General features: G+C 49.8%; 9 protein-coding genes. 8 read left to right on the top strand and 1 reads right to left on the bottom strand.

What is annotated here, in order from left to right; genetic code table 11:
- Positions 1 to 220 precede the first annotated feature (220 nt).
- Positions 221 to 1,753, top strand: a complete 1,533-nt coding sequence (locus VFA09_25495) for a YifB family Mg chelatase-like AAA ATPase (GenBank protein HZU70654.1) — start codon at positions 221 to 223, stop codon at positions 1,751 to 1,753.
- Positions 1,754 to 1,900: 147 nt separating this feature from the next.
- On the opposite strand, the gene VFA09_25490 is transcribed toward VFA09_25495, so the two are convergent.
- Positions 1,901 to 2,365, bottom strand: coding sequence for a hypothetical protein (locus VFA09_25490; GenBank protein HZU70653.1), 465 nt, complete (start codon positions 2,363 to 2,365; stop codon positions 1,901 to 1,903).
- Between the two features lie 1,168 nt (positions 2,366 to 3,533).
- Here VFA09_25490 and VFA09_25485 point away from each other — a divergent pair.
- The 7 genes from VFA09_25485 to VFA09_25455 all read left to right on the top strand — a co-directional run bounded on the left by VFA09_25485 (position 3,534) and on the right by VFA09_25455 (position 16,778).
- Positions 3,534 to 5,726 (top strand): TOMM precursor leader peptide-binding protein, encoded by a 2,193-nt coding sequence (locus tag VFA09_25485; GenBank protein HZU70652.1) that lies wholly within the window; start codon positions 3,534 to 3,536, stop codon positions 5,724 to 5,726.
- Between the two features lie 158 nt (positions 5,727 to 5,884).
- Positions 5,885 to 6,112 carry a hypothetical protein gene (locus VFA09_25480; protein ID HZU70651.1) on the top strand — a complete coding sequence of 76 codons (228 nt, stop codon included), beginning with the start codon at positions 5,885 to 5,887 and terminating at the stop codon, positions 6,110 to 6,112.
- 1,753 nt (positions 6,113 to 7,865) lie between these two features.
- Positions 7,866 to 9,857, top strand: a complete 1,992-nt coding sequence (locus VFA09_25475; GenBank protein HZU70650.1) for a TOMM precursor leader peptide-binding protein — start codon at positions 7,866 to 7,868, stop codon at positions 9,855 to 9,857.
- 64 nt (positions 9,858 to 9,921) lie between these two features.
- Complete coding sequence (locus VFA09_25470) at positions 9,922 to 11,559, top strand: SagB/ThcOx family dehydrogenase (GenBank protein ID HZU70649.1); 1,638 nt, start codon at positions 9,922 to 9,924, stop codon at positions 11,557 to 11,559.
- 106 nt (positions 11,560 to 11,665) lie between these two features.
- On the top strand, positions 11,666 to 14,446 hold the full coding sequence (locus VFA09_25465; protein HZU70648.1) for a lantibiotic dehydratase: 2,781 nt from the start codon (positions 11,666 to 11,668) through the stop codon (positions 14,444 to 14,446).
- Positions 14,446 to 15,519 carry a lantibiotic dehydratase C-terminal domain-containing protein gene (locus VFA09_25460; GenBank protein ID HZU70647.1) on the top strand — a complete coding sequence of 358 codons (1,074 nt, stop codon included), beginning with the start codon at positions 14,446 to 14,448 and terminating at the stop codon, positions 15,517 to 15,519. The genes VFA09_25465 and VFA09_25460 overlap by 1 nt, the downstream gene beginning before the upstream one ends.
- The gene (locus VFA09_25455; GenBank protein ID HZU70646.1) at positions 15,516 to 16,778 is read left to right on the top strand and encodes a M50 family metallopeptidase; all 1,263 of its coding nucleotides are present in this window, start codon (positions 15,516 to 15,518) and stop codon (positions 16,776 to 16,778) included. The genes VFA09_25460 and VFA09_25455 overlap by 4 nt, the downstream gene beginning before the upstream one ends.
- Positions 16,779 to 16,788: the final 10 nt, after the last annotated feature.

Raw genomic sequence — 16,788 nt, 5'->3', positions numbered from 1 at the left:
CAATCTCGCGATCACTTTGATCCACCGCTCTGGTTCCTGCCACATTCGGCAGACCCGGCGCCATTTCGCCTCCTGTCCTCAACAAGCGCTTGCTCTCCTCACTTCTCTCAAAGGAGGCCAGCAATCATTCACAAGCCCTGCCATGATGCCATAACATCTTGCATTTTTCCGCGAACTCAGGCATAATGCATGAGAAATACGTTGTGGAGGCGTCTTGACTATGTTGGCAAAGATTCAAAGCTGCGCGGTCATCGGACTGGAGGGAGCCATCGTGGAAGTGGAAGTGGATCTCTCCAATGGCCTGGCAGCTTTTACCATTGTTGGTCTGCCCGATGCGGCTGTCAATGAATCCCGCGAACGCGTGCGTTCCGCGATCAAGAATAGCGGCTGCCTGTTCCCTTTCAAGCGAATCACCGTTAACCTGGCCCCTGCCGATCTGCGCAAAGAGGGTCCCTCGTATGATCTTCCTATAGCCATAGGTATATTAATTGCCTCGGGCCAGATCAACCTGGATGAGCAGGCGGCAGAAGCATACCTCTTCCTGGGAGAGCTTTCATTGGATGGCAGCCTGCGCCACACCAATGGTATTTTACCGATGGTCGCTCTGGCGCGTGAGAAGCAGGTCAAGGCCGTCTTTGTGCCGGCCAGCGATGCGATGGAAGCGGCTCTGGTGCAGGAAGTGACCATCTATCCGGTTGAGACGTTGGGCCAACTGGTGGCTCACCTCAACGGCGACCGTCAGATTGAACCCTATATCGCGGACCCGCGCATTCTAGAGCATGCCGACCCTGGATTCTATGCGCATGATATGGCATCTGTGCGGGGCCAGGAGCATGTCAAACGTGCCTTAGAAGTCGCGGCCAGTGGTGGGCACAATTTATTGATGAGCGGCCCTCCTGGCTCCGGCAAGACCTTGCTGGCGCGTGCAACCCCGTCTATCCTGCCACGCATGGTCTTCGAGGAAGCGCTCGAGGTCACCAAAATCTACAGTGTCAGTGGCATGTTGCCCTCGGATGTCCCACTTGTGCTCCAGCGTCCCTTTCGCGCTCCGCATCATACCATCAGTCACGCGGGCCTGGTAGGAGGTGGTCGTATGCCGCGTCCAGGAGAGATTAGCCTGGCGCATCGCGGCGTGCTCTTTTTAGATGAGTTGCCCGAATTTGGCCAGAACGTGCTGGAAGTCCTGCGCCAGCCCCTGGAAGACAAGGTTGTCACCATCTCCCGCGCTCAAGGTACGATTACCTATCCGGCGAACTTTATGCTCATCGGCGCCATGAATCCGTGCCCCTGTGGCTTTTATGGCGACCCGGTCAAAGAATGTACCTGCTCAGCGATGGCAATTGCTCGCTATCAGAAGAAAATCAGCGGCCCCTTGCTCGACCGCATCGATATCCATGTGGAGGTGCCACGAGTAGATTATGAGAAACTGGCTGACAAACGGCAGGTGGAGACCTCAGAAATGATTCGTCAGCGCGTGCAGGCGGCCAGAGAACGCCAGTTGGAGCGCTTCAAGGGCACGAAGTTGACCTGTAATGCAGAGATGGGACCAACGGAGGTGCGCGATTTCTGCCAGACGGATGCTTCAGGCGAGAAGCTGTTGAAGGCGGCGGTGCAGCAACTGCATCTATCCGCTAGAGCCTACCATCGCGTCTTGAAACTGGCACGGACGATAGCAGACCTGGCCGCAAGCGAGACGATTGCCGCTAACCATGTAGCGGAGGCGGTGCAGTACCGGCCCAGGATGGGGATGTAGTGGAAGAATGAACTTACCTGGACGCGCCTCTTTACAAAAGATGTACAAACTGCTTAGGAACTTGCCGCACCTGATCCTGTGCCCTGAGCCGTCGCCCTCCAGTCAGGGGGATTCTGAATACGGCTCTAACAGGTAATAGCATATTGCTTATAAGGTGTGGTCTCCCTGAAAAGGTGCAGTCAGCAGGTATCCGCCATCGCGTACAAGCGAGACTTTCAAAGTAGGATGCAATTTGCTGAGTTTGGTGCGAATATGACAGATCGCTCGGTAGACCGGTTTAAGCTCGCGCCGTAGTTCCTCAGCTCCTAGCCGGCGAGCATCCTGAAGACGTTTGCGGCAGGCCTCAATAGGTAAAGTGGTAATACTTGCTAGCAACATTTCGTGGGGGGCATAATAGGGATAATTGTGCAGCAGGACGAGTAGCAGGAGCCATTCATTGCGGGTAAACTGTTGTTGCGTGAGAATACTGGCCGGTTGCTCATGCAGCACACTGATAATACGGGTCTCGGTATTGACATGCAGGCTAAAGTCGCACTGGAGCAGGCGGTACATGCTCTCGCAAAGGGCAACATGTTCACCTGGGGACACAGTGGCGATGTCACTAATAGACATAGGAGAGCGCCTATCCTTTCTAACTTGGTCACTAGAAACTACGAAGCTAACATATCAATTTGACAATGAAGTTGACGCGGAGTTAAAGGTTACCTGGTCAGCAGCCTGGCAGATAGATGGATACCCAGATACCCGGATTGAATTGCCTCACGAAGAGACGTTTTACCAGCGTAATGCTTATGTGTTGGCGAGACACGCGAAAATCATTTATTCCCCCCAGCAACCATTGTAACCTAAAGAATTGTAAAAAATCAAGACCCTTTATCCTTTTCTCAAGAAAAGCGAAAAGATTCGCTAAAATAAACTTGTCTTTTAGACCGAAAAGAATATATTCCTACTCAACAGCATTGACAAACACAGATATTGCCGGTTATACTCCTTCCTGTAGATTGTTCGTTCGGCCCTTTGGAACCTATCCAGTAACTTTTCGCCAAATTGCTGGATGCAAAGTAAATAGGCTGTTAAGAAGCTTTTTGCCTTTTCCTGACCGGTAAAAACAAAACTTTTCTCTTACCGCGGGAGGAGAAAAGTACGTGCTTACCTGTCAAACTCTCGCTTCTACAGGCTATCTGTCTCCCAGAAACTTTCTACGGGGAAAAAGGGTGTCCGGCGAAACATATATGTGCCACAGTGGCATACTGCGCATATCACACCGCTTGTTGCGAGCATCGAGGAACCCGCTTCACCTTCCCTTTTGAAGTAACGGAGATATACTTTGCCGTTTTATGGGTTGAACACGGGACAATTGCGTCGATATTGTGAAACCGCTGTTGAGAGCAACCTCATTGTCACTACCAGTTCTCTAGCATAGAGATGGGCTGCTAGCACTAGCACCCGGTTTTTGCATATCCGATCATGAAATAGCGTTCATGGCGTTTGTATCACAGCAATTACAATAGCAGTTCAGAAGATCAAAAGATCATTTGAACTGCTCATTTCTTTCAAGACAAAAATCAGGGCCTGGTCGGCATTTACCTCTATTGCATCTTCGGTTCCCCAAAAAAACGTTGATGAGTTCCCGGTAAAGTCGGTCAATAACTATCTCATCAAGTCCTACCACTCAGTATAATTATGAGTATGAATAGTGAAATTCCCTTGCTTCCTTGTTCTGCATAAGATACAACAGTGCTACCGGTGAAAGAGGTCGATCATGAACACTTCTCTTACAATGCGTCCCAAGCTCAAGCAAGACTCCGTTTTTTTTCAAACGCAGGATGGTGTATTTGTTCGTAGTGACAAAACCGCATTCATGCTGAAAGGTAAATCTGTCTATCGTTGGCTTTCAGCACTTAGCCCTTTTATGACGGGTGAGCATACGTTAGATGCGATTTGTGATGGACTCGAAGCAGGGCAGCGTGATCTTGTGGTCCAACTCGTCACGACACTTATGCATAGAGGAGTGGTAAAGGACAGCATTCCTGAAGATCCAGGTCTGCTGGCTAACAGGGTACAAGACTATTTCAAATCGCAAATCGAGTTTATCGATCATTTTGTTGATCATCCGCTAGAGCGTTTTAAATCGTTTCGCGAGAGCCGCATATTACTTATTGGTTCCGGGGAAGCCAACCTTGCTCTGGCAACCGCCCTCGTCCGTAATGGGGTACAAGAAATTTTCCTCACCTCTGCCGGTGAAATGCCCCCCGGTTCTCGCAGTGCGCTAGAAAAAGAAGTTGAAGCGCTGAATCAGCAAGGCATTGAGGCGAAAATTACACGTATTGATAGGAATGCTCCTGAGGCTTCTATTCATTTGAACGATTTTCGAATCATAGTTTATTGCTCAGATGACAGTTCAATGGATGATGTTCTCCTGTGGCAACGGCGCTGCCTCCGCGAAGGCATTCCTTTCCTCCCGGCAGCCGTTTTTGGGGAAAAAGCCATTTTAGGTCCCCTGGTTGAAACGCAAGGAATGCCATGCTGGCTTTGCGCGTTGTTGCGGCTGTCTATCAATGTTGATGAGAAGTTTAACGCCGCACTATGGAGAGAATTAGCTTTAGGAAAAGCTTTTGGCGGCGATGTAAGCAACTTTTTTCTTCCACAGGCCTGGCGCGTTGGCAATGGCTTAGCTTTTGAACTGTTCAAGTTTTTTACTCAATCGCTGCCGCCGGAAACGCGAAATGGTATTATTTTGCAGGACCTCGAAACCCTGGAGTCATATGCTGCCGGCGTCATACCCCATCCCCTTTGCCCGGAATGCTCTCATGAAAGTACCGGTACCGCTATAGCCCGGCTCCAGGAAAGTGTAGCGGGGAAACACGACAAGGAATTTGCTACTCAAGAAGACCTGTATCATCAAGTGACTGCACTTCTCAATAAGTGGACAGGTATCTTCAAAGAATTCAGGGATGATAAGCTCACCCAGGTACCCTTGAAAGTTAGCCATCTAGAAACTGCTTCCCCAGCGTCTCCGCTTGCGAAAAATATTGCTGTAACCACATATAGTACTGAGACGCTACAAGAAGCCCGCATCTTTGCTATGCAGGAAGCTCTACTCCGCTATACGCAGAGCTTGCCGGATAAACGCGCTCTGTTAGTGAGTAGTTTACAGGCATTAGAAGAGCGCGGAATACACGCGATTCCCGCCCACCGGCTAGGCACCTGGTCCGGCTCGCCCTCTTTCAAGGCCGAGATGATCTGCGAGTGGGTGCCTGCTTATGGTCTGTTCTCGCAAAGCCTTCATTACGTACCGGCAGCTGCTGCCTATCCGTTCACATGGCTCAACCGGAGTCATCTTTTTGAGATGACGACGGCTGGATCTGCGGCTGCTATCAACTTCGCTGATGTGGTAGCACAGGGCATGCTGTCGGCACTGGCTTATGAGGAACTTCAAGGCGTCATACAAGGAAGCGTTGGCGTTGAGAGGCTGGAGATTGCTACATGGGAAGAAATGGACCCTACTCTCACTTATTTAGTCCGCTGCGCATCACATTTTGATCGCACCTTCTCCCTGCTAGGGGTTCAGACGGAAGCGCCGCTGCATCTCGTCGTGGCCTGTACGACCGATACGGCGGAAAAACCGATTACATCTGTTGGCTTCGGACTATCCTCGATTGATGCCCTGAAAAAAGTATTCACAAGCCTGGTTGGGCAGTTACAGCATCTCAAATATGAAGGAAATATACCGGTGCTGGATGAAAATCTAATTCCCGGCTTTTCTCTCCATTCCGATTTCATCCATAGCAGTGCTGTATCCAATGGATATAGTAAACCCACCTATTCGCTAGAAGATGTGAACTACTACCTGCGAGAAAAGGGAAAGGAGGCTCTCTTTATCAATTTGACAACCAACGATATCTGGGAGAAAGGGCCGTTCATAAGCGGAACTGTTTTGCTCGCGCGAACTGTTCCCCAATTACCCGAATGAATATGAAATGGATGAAATCCTGAGCGATGAAAAGAATGGCGACTTTTCCTCGGCTCGGAAAGGAGGCTATGGCTTCTAAAAGAACATATGGCGTTGAGGGAAGTTCCTGGTTTTCTATTCAGTAATGACATCCCCCAGACTGATAGAGGAGTTTTGACGTGTTGGCAGAGAAGTTACTCATTGAAGAGGTACGAGAGGAACTGCACCAGCTAGATGCTGAGACCTTCGAGGTCGAGGATCTGCTCGACCTGGAACAAACTGCTGCGAGTACTTCCAGTAGTTGCAGTACCAGTTGTGGTAGCACCACCAGCAGTAGTACAAGCTGCAGTAGTTGCTGTAGTTGCAGCAGCAGTAGTTGTTGCAGTTGTAGTTGCTGGCACTTTTAAGGAAGTGAGTTTGCCGGTTGGCAGCTTGAGGTTAATGAGAGGAGCGTTGCCGTGCTGGCAGAGAAGTTAGTTGTCGAAGAGATCAAAGAGGAACTGCACCAGCTGGATGCTGAAACTTTTGAGGTCGAGGATCTGCTCGACCTGGAACAAACTGCAATAAGTAGCTGTAGCAGTTGTAGTACCAGTTGTGGCAGTACCACCAGCAGTAGTACAAGTTGCAGCAGTTGCTGTAGTTGCAGTTGCAGCAGCTGCTGTAGTTGTAGTTGTTGGCATCCTTAATGGCTGTAAGAGTTTGCCGGAATGGCAGCTTGATATTGTTGAGAGGAGTATCACATGCTTGCGGAGAAATTACTTGGCGAAGAGATCAAAGAGGAACTGCACCAGCTAGATACGGAAACCTTCGAGGTCGAAGATTTCGTTGATGTAGATCAATCTGCTCCAAGTGCCACTTCAAGCTCAAGCACGAGCTGTGGCAGCACTACCAGTTGTAGTTGTAGCTGCAGCAGCACTTGCAGCTGCAGTAGTAGCGCATGTAGTTGTTTCCCATAAGAAGTTCGCCAGTCCGGTGTGAGGTAGTTACTGGTGAGATCAGGTGAGCTAACCGGGGCTGAGGAGCCAGGCGTATAAGTCGAATACGGCGCAAAGCATCGGCATAGGACATGAAACCTTCGCACCGGACGAGTAATAAGGGGAATATTGACATGCTTGCAGAGAAATTACTTGGCGAAGAGATCAAAGAGGAACTGCACCAGCTAGAGGCCGAAACCTTCGAAGTTGAGGATTTCCTTGATCTGGGACAAACCCCTGCTGATGGTTCCTCGAGTACCAGTTGTAGTAGCACCAGTAGTTGTAGTTGTAGTTGCAGCAGCACTTGTAGTACAAGCTGCAGTAGTTGTTGCAGCACGAGCACAAGCTGCATCTAAGTACAAAAAAGGAGAGTTTGCCGGAATGGCAGCTTGTGTGTACCGAGAGGAGCATTGCCTTGCTGGCAGAGAAATTGCTTAGTGAAGAGATACAAGAGGAGTTACACCAGCTGGATGCTGAGACCTTCGAAATTGAGGACTTCCTTGATCTAGGAGAAGATTCCGCGGGTGGTTCTTCCAGTACCAGTTGCAGCAGCACTACCGGTTGTAGTTGTAGCTGTAGCAGCACTTGCAGTACGAGTTGCAGTAGTTGTTGCAGCTGTAGTTGTTGGTAAGTTTGAGAAAATGGAGTTTGCCGAGATGGCAACTTGAGTTTGATGAGAGGAGTCTTATCATGCTTGCAGAGAAATTCCTCGTGGTAGGGCGAGTGGACGGGATAAAGGAGGAGTTGCATCAACTGGATATAGAGACCTTCGAGGTCGAGGATCTTGTTGATGTACAACAAAATGTTGGCTCCTGTTCCTGTTCCTGTAGCTGTGGTAGCACAACTGCTACGAGTAGTTGTAGCTGTAGTAGCTGCTGTAGCTGCAGTTGTAGCGCCTGTAGTTGTTATGCTACCAGCAGCAGCAGTAGTGGTTAATTGCTAGTTTCAATCCCCACCGGGAGGGTCGTGAAAAGGTCCAGTTCCTGCTGCTTCTCCATAATGAGGTTCCTGGGTAGTTCTTCTCAATCGAGAAGAACTACCCTCACCGGCAAATCAGAGTCGAATTTATCGCAAGCGGCGCTTCATAGAAATTTCGTAGTGCAACTTTGCAGGCTTACTTACATGTTGTGTCCCTTTTTATCTCGCGAATTGGTCATAGCCTTTATTGAAGAACGGAGTAGTAACTTTGTTAGATCTGGAGCAGCGAACCAGCATCCACTTTGAAATTTCTTCGACTGTTTCTTCATCAGACGAGGACTTAGCGCGCATCAAGCAGGGATTGATCGAACGCATGAACCTTTGGAATGACCTGGAACTTCCTGCCAGTATCTCTGATCTGACCATTAGTCTGGGCCTGCTGGGGCTTGAAGATTTTGAAGCAGTTACACAGCCTGCTCCTGCATGGAAAGGAAGAATAACCTACCCGCTCAGGCTCTTTTATGACCGCCTGATACTTGGCCCGCTTTACATTCCAACATGGCCTGATAACCCCTGCCCGCACTGTATAGAGAGGCGCTGGTACAGCAATAGACCTAAAGAGGAGCAGATAACGCTCCGTTACTCGCCGCACTTCATCTCCCATGGGCATAATCCATTTTTGACGCCTTTCGTCTTAGACAGTATCTGGGCGGCAATGGTTAAAGCACTTCGTCATGTGCCAACTGTTCCCACAAATGGTGAATATGCTTTTTACGTCCTCAATCTAAACACACTCTCACTTGCCCGCTACCATTTGCTACAGGATTCCTCCTGTCCTATCTGTGCAACGCTCACCCCTGATACGCCTGAGGCAGCCACGATAGCATTATCTTCGTGCCCAAAACCCGATATTTCCACGTATCGCCTTGTCAAAGCGGTAGAGTATGATTTGCCTGTGTCAGGTTTACTTAATCCTCTCTGTGGTGTTCTTGGGCCAGATGTTTATGCCGACTTGAAAAACACGCTTTCGGCCCCAATGACAGGTGTTTTCCATGTGCGCAGCAGATTTGCCAGCCACGAAGCGTGGTGGAGCGGCCATGGAAACCGGTATCACCAGAGCTTATATCTGGGATTTTTAGAAGGAATAGAGCGTTATGCCGGGCATTCATCACATGGGAAAGGCATTGCTGTTACCGATTGCTATGAAAATCTCGGCTCTGATGCTCTTGACCCGCGTGAGTGTGGAGTGTATGAAGAAATCCTTTATCGAGAGAAGTTTCCGCTTTATGTGCCTTTCACACCGCAGTTGAAAATACCCTGGGTATGGGGATACTCTTTCCGGCAAGCCAGACCAATTCTCGTGCCGGAACAACTCGTCTATTACCTGGATTATCACATTGATCGTCCTGCCTTCGTTCAGGAATGCTCCAACGGATGTGCTGTGGGGAGTAATCTTGAAGAGGCTATTTTCCATGGGTTATTGGAACTTATCGAGCGCGATGCTTTTATGCTAACCTGGTACGCCAGGCTCTCGCCACCCAAAATTGATCCGCGCAGTTGTTCTAGCCCGGAGACCCTCTTTGTTCTTGAAGGTATTGAGAAGCTCGGCTATGATCTTTACCTGTTTGATATGCGCCTCGATATACCTATTCCTTCCATTTTGGGTGTCGCGAAACTCAGGACGCCAGGGCTGGGTAACATTTGTCTCGCTGCCGGAGCCGGTTTTGAGCCTGAAGATGCTGTGCGAGGCGCGCTCTGTGAAATCGCCTGCTTTGTTCCTGATTTCTCCCAAAGGGTAGAAAAAAATCTACAGGCCGCGCGCGAAATGATGCAGGACTTTTCTAAAATTCAGGAATTAAAACATCATTCATTGCTCCATGGCCTTCCCGAAATGGAAGTACATGACAGGTTCCTTTTCCAGAACCCGGTATGCCGCTCTTTAGAAGAAAGCTATCGTGATTGGGAAGATATGCGCCCGCACAACCAGGACCTGCGTGACGATGTGCTTTTCTGTATTGAGAAGATCATGCAGCTGGGGATGGACGTGATCGTCGTTGATCAGACCTGCCCAGAACAATCTCGTAGCGGGCTGTGCACTGTCTGTGTGATTGTACCCGGACTCCTACCCGTTGACTTTGGCTGGCACAAGGCACGTGTCGGGCGACTTCCGCGGCTTCGTACAGTTCCGCGTGCCATGGGCTATCGAGAAACTGATTTTGAACTCCATATGGAGGATATTATTCCTCATCCATTTCCATAAAAACCTGTTATTGAGCAGTAGGGACAGCGCCTTGTGCCTGTCCTCGCCAGAGAGGGAAATTATCATGGTGAACCAGGATATCCAGACCAGTAGAGATTACTTAGAAGCTGTCTTCCGGCGCGCGAGAAATGCTATGGAACCGAAGGATTTTCATCCCAATTGGGATGATCAGCCCTCTCGTTTCAAGATTTACCAGGATGTAGAACGAATCCCTCTGCCCGCTGCCTTTCCGCCGGCGTTTTCCTCAATGGCTACTGCGTTGGAACGTATGGAGAAGCTCCCAACGGCTCACAAACGCCTGACATATGAAGAATTTTCCACCATTCTGCTGCTGGCACATGGCGCTATCAATCGTCGTCTGGATGTGAACTGGAATGGTGATGCGTTCGAGCGAGCCAAATACTTTCGTGCCACCCTTGGACGTGGGACCGCTTCTGGTGGCGGAATGTATCCCACGGAAATCTTCTGGGCCTGTGGAGCAGGAGGGCCATTGCAACCTGGCATCTATCACTACGATAATGGCCATCACGCCATGGCTCGCCTCTACACAGGCGATATTACCAGGCGAATCCAGGCAGCTCTCGGGGAGCATCCTGCGGCCATGAGTACCAACCAGTTCCTCTTCATATCGCTCAATTTCTGGAAAAATTCGTTTAAATACAATTCCTTTTGTTATCATGTCGTGACAGAAGATTTAGGGGCTTTGCTCTGTTCTTTGCGTCTAATGGCAATCGGGTTTGGCTCGGACTTCCCGTTCCTTTTCTGGTTTCCAGATGAAGAATGTAATCGTATGCTTGGGCTGGAAACCTTCCTCGAAAGTGTCTTTGCTGTAATACCACTCCCCCTGGACGTGGCGCTCAGTAATCAGGGTATCGCGCCTGCTCCTGTCGAAAAGCTCCAGGGGCCATTAGTAGACAAAAAGAGCTTTCAGCGCTCGAAGGAACTTATCAGATTTTCGTGGGTAGAAGAGGTGCATCAAGCTGCTTTGATTGATGATGAACGGCGACCAGATAGCAAAGACGCTTACCAGGCAAGTTGTGATGAGTTCGCAACTTCCGGCGTGAAGATAGTTCTTCCTGAGCCTGCTAGAGATCTATTGCAGAAAAATATCATAGACACATTTCAAAAACGTAAGTCCAGCTTTGGGCGTTTTTCCAGTCATGTACCGCTTACCCTGGAGCAGTTCTCCACGTTGCTCTATTTTGCCTCGGCCAGCGGAAGCTATAGGTCAGACCTCAAAGCGAACGATGGCCTGCCGCATTTCACGCGCTTGATGGCGTTTGTCAACAATGTAAGTGGGTTGGAAAAGGGGGTCTATGCCTATGATTGGCAACGTCACTCGCTCTGGCACGTAGTGAAGCAGGATTTTTCCCTCTTCCTCCAGGAGAATTACTTTTTACAGAACTATAACCTTTCCGAAATTGCCGCTTTAGTCGTTATCGTTGGCAGGCCGGAAAGGATGCTGGAGATATATGGCAATCGCGGAGTGCGCATTATCAATGCCGAAGTTGGTCTCATGGCGCAGAGCATCTACATGGCCGCCACATCTCTCTCTTTTAACTGTGGCGCTGCTCTCGGTTTTGACAACATCGCACTCAATGCGGCTCTTGGCCTCGATGGGACGGATCAGCGATCATTTCTCTTTCTCATGATAGGAAATGGGCCGGCCAGCAATGGGAACTTCGCGGGCCAGTTCTTCTAGCCTCTTCATCCAGTGAGGGAAGGTGGGGGCCAGATTCATCCTGCCCCAGGGGTGGGGCTTCTCACCCGTGTTTGAACGAATAACCTTTTTAGAAGAGGAGATACCTATGGCAGTGTTCATTCAAAAGGCTGAGTCCACATATATTCAGCGTATCATCACACCCCGTTTCCTGCTCCGTGTAGGGGGATTACCTATGAATGTGGTGGACGATTTACGCTTTGAACAAACGGGCGTGTGGATAGAGACGCTATTGACACTCGAGCAGGCGCTTATAGAGCGTAAAGACCGGCTCGTTGACGCTTTGCATGAAGAAGTGAATATTTGCAAAGAACAGGTATCGATGAGGCGCAAACTGATTAATTTGAAGCGCGATGTTTTTAATATGCGCCAGTTTACCGACTTCGTAGCCATCAGGGGTCTTGCTGTCGGGCTTTCCTCTCCTACACGTGAATGGCTGGAGGAGTGGGCTGATATCTGGGAACGCTACCAACACGTCTTCGCAAAAGGTTCAGAATTGTTCCAGCAGGAGATACGTCAGAAACGAGCTGTACTCAAGCAATTGGTGAATGAAGAGGACTTTCGTAAAGGAATCCTCCTCTCAAGCCCGGTGCTTGAGCAGGCCATGGACGCCTATCTCGCGTCCGATAATGCCCAACTCAATCGCAATGCGCGTACTGCTGAACGTTCATTGGTCGAATATCTCTTGCGTACTGCCTGTAAGACAAGCCCTTTTAGCACATTTACAACGGTCAGCTCCGGTACTATCGAAGCGTGTACAGGTGAATGCGATCACGTTCTCACGTATAAGATCGATAGTACAGAGAAGAAGAGCTTTATTCGACTGAACATGGCGATCTTATCCAAACTATCTTCCTTGATCGTTTCTACTCAATCGGTCAGGAAAGACCTTCCAGTTCAAATCACTCCAGGCTACCATATCCATAATAATCGGATCAGGTATCTGCGTCGTATGCAAGATATCAATGACGTTGAAGAAGAGACACCGGTTTCCCTTGATACCGTACACGAAAATGTCTTCTATCTGCCCGTGGGCAAACTCCTGACCGCGCTGCTCTCATTTATGGGCAATCGCAAGGTGCGTTACATGGATATCATCACCAGCATATGTAGCCTCTCTGCGTATGAGGGAGCGGAAGAAGAAATTGACGAGTACCTACAGCATCTCTTACGCCTTGGACTGCTCGTCATTCCCGACCTCCAACAGGATATTCACAATCCCTACCCTCTGGCGAGCTACCGGCGCGGATTGCGAACAATTGGCACGCCAGTGACCGACCGGGTCGCTGAACTGCTCGGTGAGATTGAACGGTCTATTGAAACCTATGCCACTGCCCCCGTCTCGCAAAGGCGCGAGCTATTTTCGCGCATAAAACAGCAGGTGCGCGCCTGTTATACTGAACTTGGGCAAGCAAACACTCCCATTCCGCGCACGCTGGTCTATGAAGATACAACCGTGCCTTTCCGGAAGTTGCGCATCAATGCACATGCCTGGGAATATTTTGCGCGGAATTTCGCAGAACTCCAGCAGGTATTGCCCGCACTCGATGTCAATCTGCCCAGAAAACTTGTCACCCGAGGATACTTCCAGGCTTGCTATGGCCCGGGGCAGCGTTGTGATGACTTCCTATCCTTTGCCTATGAGTTTCGTCAAGGATTCTTCGAACAGTACCTGCAAGCGAACGGAGTAATGCCGGCGGAACGGAACGAAGAGCAGCAACGGCCACGTCGTATCAACTACTTTCAGCAGCCAGAATTCGAGATGATTGACGCGGCGCAGCAAGCAATTGATGATTATATGCAGAAGGCTTATCAGCAATTGCCACCCGCGAGCAAGGAACTTCGCCTGGATGAAGATTTCGTCTCGTCTGTGCTCCCGTACATTCCCGGCAATACAGGTAACCTGTCTTCCCACACGCTCTTCTCACATCTCGCCAATGTTGATGGAGAGAGATTATTGATTATCAACCGTATCTATATGGGGCTGACAGTGATGTTCTCCCGGTTCGCCCATTTCCTTGACGTGGAAGAAGGGCATCACCTGGTGGCCGATTTGCGTACCCATCTGAAACATCTCCAGCCACCAGGCGCGGTTTTTGCGGAGCTGAAAGGTGGCTACGACGCAACCAATTTGAATCTGCATCCTCAGGTCACAGCTTATGAGCTTGTCTGCCCAGGTGATATCAGCACCAGGCCGCTAGAGGAACAAATCCCCCTGGATGACCTCTCTATTCAGGACGATGTACATGCCAATTGCCTGCGTCTCTGCTCAAAGCGCCTGGGCAAAGAAGTTATTCCATTGTACCTCGGCTTCTTGATGCCGATGGCGTTGCCGGAAATTCAACAGGTCTTATTGAATTTTTCGTACAGCACCATGTCCTTCATCGATTTATGGAATGGTGTCAAACGCCAGGATGCCGGCGCTGCGATCGCGTATTATCCACGTCTCCGCTATAAAAACCTTATCCTTCAACGCGCTCAGTGGAGAGTACGGGCAGACGCTCTCCCCAAACGTGAAAGTGGCGAGTCCGATGGAGATTTTTTCTTCCGTATGGCGCGCTGGCGGCGGCAACAGAACTTGCCGGCCAGGGTCTTTGTCTCGCCTGCGCTCGCCCGTGATCTTCTTGCCACACCGCAGGCGGAGGAGCCGCCGCCCAGGGGAAAAATGCCGACATACAAGCCCTTGTATGTCGATTTTGAAAACTATTTCTCCGTTGCGTTGCTGGAGGCGCTATCGCGCGACGCCTCGTTGCGCCTCGTAATCAGTGAAATGTTACCTGGACACGAGCAGCTCTGGCTTGAACATAACGGTCAATCGTATGTCAGCGAGTTTGTTTGGGAAATGAACTCGCTTCTGAGGAGGAAGTGATGACTACGAAGAAATGGCTCAGTATCCATATCTTTTATGCCAGCAACGCTAACCCAATGCTGCTAGAAGCGTTGGAACCTCTGGTGATTGACTTGCGTAAGCGCGGAATGATACGCCGATACTTTTTCATCAGGTATTTTCAAGAGGGGCCTCACATTCGTCTGCGCCTGCTTGTGGAAGAAGGAGTCGCGGAAGAAGATGTGAAACGGGAAGCTGAAAACGTCATCAATGGCTACCTCAAGCGCCGCCCCGCGCTTTACAGCGCCGAAAACGACAAGGCCCAGTCCTTCTATAAGGACATGTATATTACGGAATATGGCGTGGAGAAATGGAATGAGGTGTATGGCGCTTTGGGAAAAATGCCTATTCGGCCCAACAACTCCATGCATTATATCGACTACGAGCCAGAATATGGTCGCTACGGTGGCTCCGATGGTATTGAAGTCGCGGAATGGCACTTCGAGAAATCGAGCGAGATCGTCATGGAGCTGATTCGCTCGACGAACCTGCATGTACGCTCCATCTTGTTAGGCCTCTCGATTCAACTCGCGCTCCCACTCTGTTTTGGGCTGCTAGAAGATGAGCAGCGGGTGGTTCAGTTCCTCGCCAATTATGGTAAGTATTGGATGGATAACTATGGCAGGCCCAAAGAAGGCGCTGACCTCACTGCGAACTTCGAAAAGAAGTACGCGCGTGTTGCTCCAAATTTACTGCGGCGTCTTACTGAAATACAAAGCTATGTCATACAAAACAAGGTTGGAGCTTTAACACTGGTAGAACGTGAGTGGATTGCGCACATTCGTGAATTGAAAGAGCGCCTGGATGATCTGGTAGCTGACCGAAAATTGGTTTTCCAGGGGCGTACTACGCAGGGTGAGGCTTATATCCCCGATCAACCTGCCGTAGCCTGTAGCATTCTTCTCACCAGTTACCTTCATATGACGAACAATCGCCTGGGCGTTTCAATTACAGACGAGATTTATCTCGCGTACCTGATGATGCGCGCTTTAGAGGAGCAGCAACAGGCATCGCAAGTGGAAAATACTTTGTCATTTCAGGAGGTGGCCCCATGATCCAATCCGAGTATCAAATTGCTTTTCGGCCATGTATACGCGATGATATTCTCCTTGGGCCACCCCTGCGCGCAGGGGGAAAAACGATCTTTTATTTGAAAGATACGTTTACTTCCTGGTTCTACCGTATTGGAGTAAAAGAGCATTTTCTCATCAGCAGAATGGACGGCAGCCGGTCGCTGCAAGAGTTGAACGATGAGTATCTTGCTGAATTTGGGCGACCACTCAACGAAGGTTCCTGGGCAGGGCTATTTGCCCTCCTTGAGAAGCGCCAGCTACTCGCGAATACTGCCGACACCGCGAAACTGGAAGACCTGAAAAGGGCATTCGCGGAGCGTAAAAAGCGCGAAAACCGCGGGTTACTACGGCGACGTTTTGCTTTTATACGGCCGGACTCGATTCTTGAGAAACTTTTGCCCTGGTTCCAGTTTATGTTTTCTCGGACTTTCGTACTGCCTGCTCTCCTATGCGTCATCGCGCTTGAGATCTTCATCGGCTTTCACCTGACATCTATTGTTGCCAGTATCTGGCCCGAACAAGGCGGTATCTGGAGCTATATTCTGTTCATCATGCTGGTATGGATTTTCGCGGTCATTCATGAGACAGCGCATGGCCTGACCTGCAAAAAATTCGGGGGGGGAGTAAGCGAGATGGGATTGGTCTGGCGTTACCTTACCATCTTCCCTTACTGTAAGATCGATGATGTCATGCTCTTTCACAATCGCTGGTACCGCGTGTATGCCGCATTTGCCGGCATCTTCGTGAACTTCCTTTCACTCATACCTTTCGGCCTATTCTGGGCATTCACGCCCGTTCACAGTCTTGTGCATACTATCAGCGCCCTGATGTTGCTTTCATTTAATCTGATGATCTTTGTCAATTTCGTCCCTTTTATTGAATTAGATGGCTATTTCATGCTCAGTCATGCCCTGAACATGGCAGATCTGCGCAAAGAAGCCCACCAATTCTGGCAGCGAGGTTTGCTGAAAATAGTCCTTAAAAGGGGTAGCGGAAATGTTGGCCTATCACGATGGGATACGTGGGTTTATCTCATCTACGGTTTCTTTTCTCTTGTCATCACCGGAGGGTTCCTTGCGACGATGGCTTTCTACTGGTTCTTCCTGGTAAAATACTGGCTGGGCGGCCCTATTGCCCTGGGTTTATTCCTCTTGATCGCGCTGGTACTGGTTTACAGAGAGCTGGGGAGAAGAAAAATCGCCCCCATGCCCCAATTGCTCCAGCGAGTACTGATGGTTTAAAGGCAAGGGC

Source organism: Ktedonobacteraceae bacterium (assembly GCA_035653615.1).
GTDB lineage: Bacteria > Chloroflexota > Ktedonobacteria > Ktedonobacterales > Ktedonobacteraceae > DASRBN01.
The sequence above is the reverse complement of the archived record's forward strand: the minus strand, read 5'-3'. Positions and strand labels throughout refer to the sequence as shown.

Excerpts from the sequence above, each read along its gene's own strand:
- VFA09_25495 (HZU70654.1), top strand. The coding sequence starts at position 221 with ATGTTGGCAAAGATTCAAAGCTGCGCGGTCATCGGACTGGAGGGAGCC.
- VFA09_25490 (HZU70653.1), bottom strand. The coding sequence starts at position 2,365 with ATGTCTATTAGTGACATCGCCACTGTGTCCCCAGGTGAACATGTTGCC.
- VFA09_25485 (HZU70652.1), top strand. The coding sequence starts at position 3,534 with ATGCGTCCCAAGCTCAAGCAAGACTCCGTTTTTTTTCAAACGCAGGAT.
- VFA09_25470 (HZU70649.1), top strand. The coding sequence starts at position 9,922 with ATGGTGAACCAGGATATCCAGACCAGTAGAGATTACTTAGAAGCTGTC.
- VFA09_25465 (HZU70648.1), top strand. The coding sequence starts at position 11,666 with ATGGCAGTGTTCATTCAAAAGGCTGAGTCCACATATATTCAGCGTATC.
- VFA09_25460 (HZU70647.1), top strand. The coding sequence starts at position 14,446 with ATGACTACGAAGAAATGGCTCAGTATCCATATCTTTTATGCCAGCAAC.
- VFA09_25455 (HZU70646.1), top strand. The coding sequence starts at position 15,516 with ATGATCCAATCCGAGTATCAAATTGCTTTTCGGCCATGTATACGCGAT.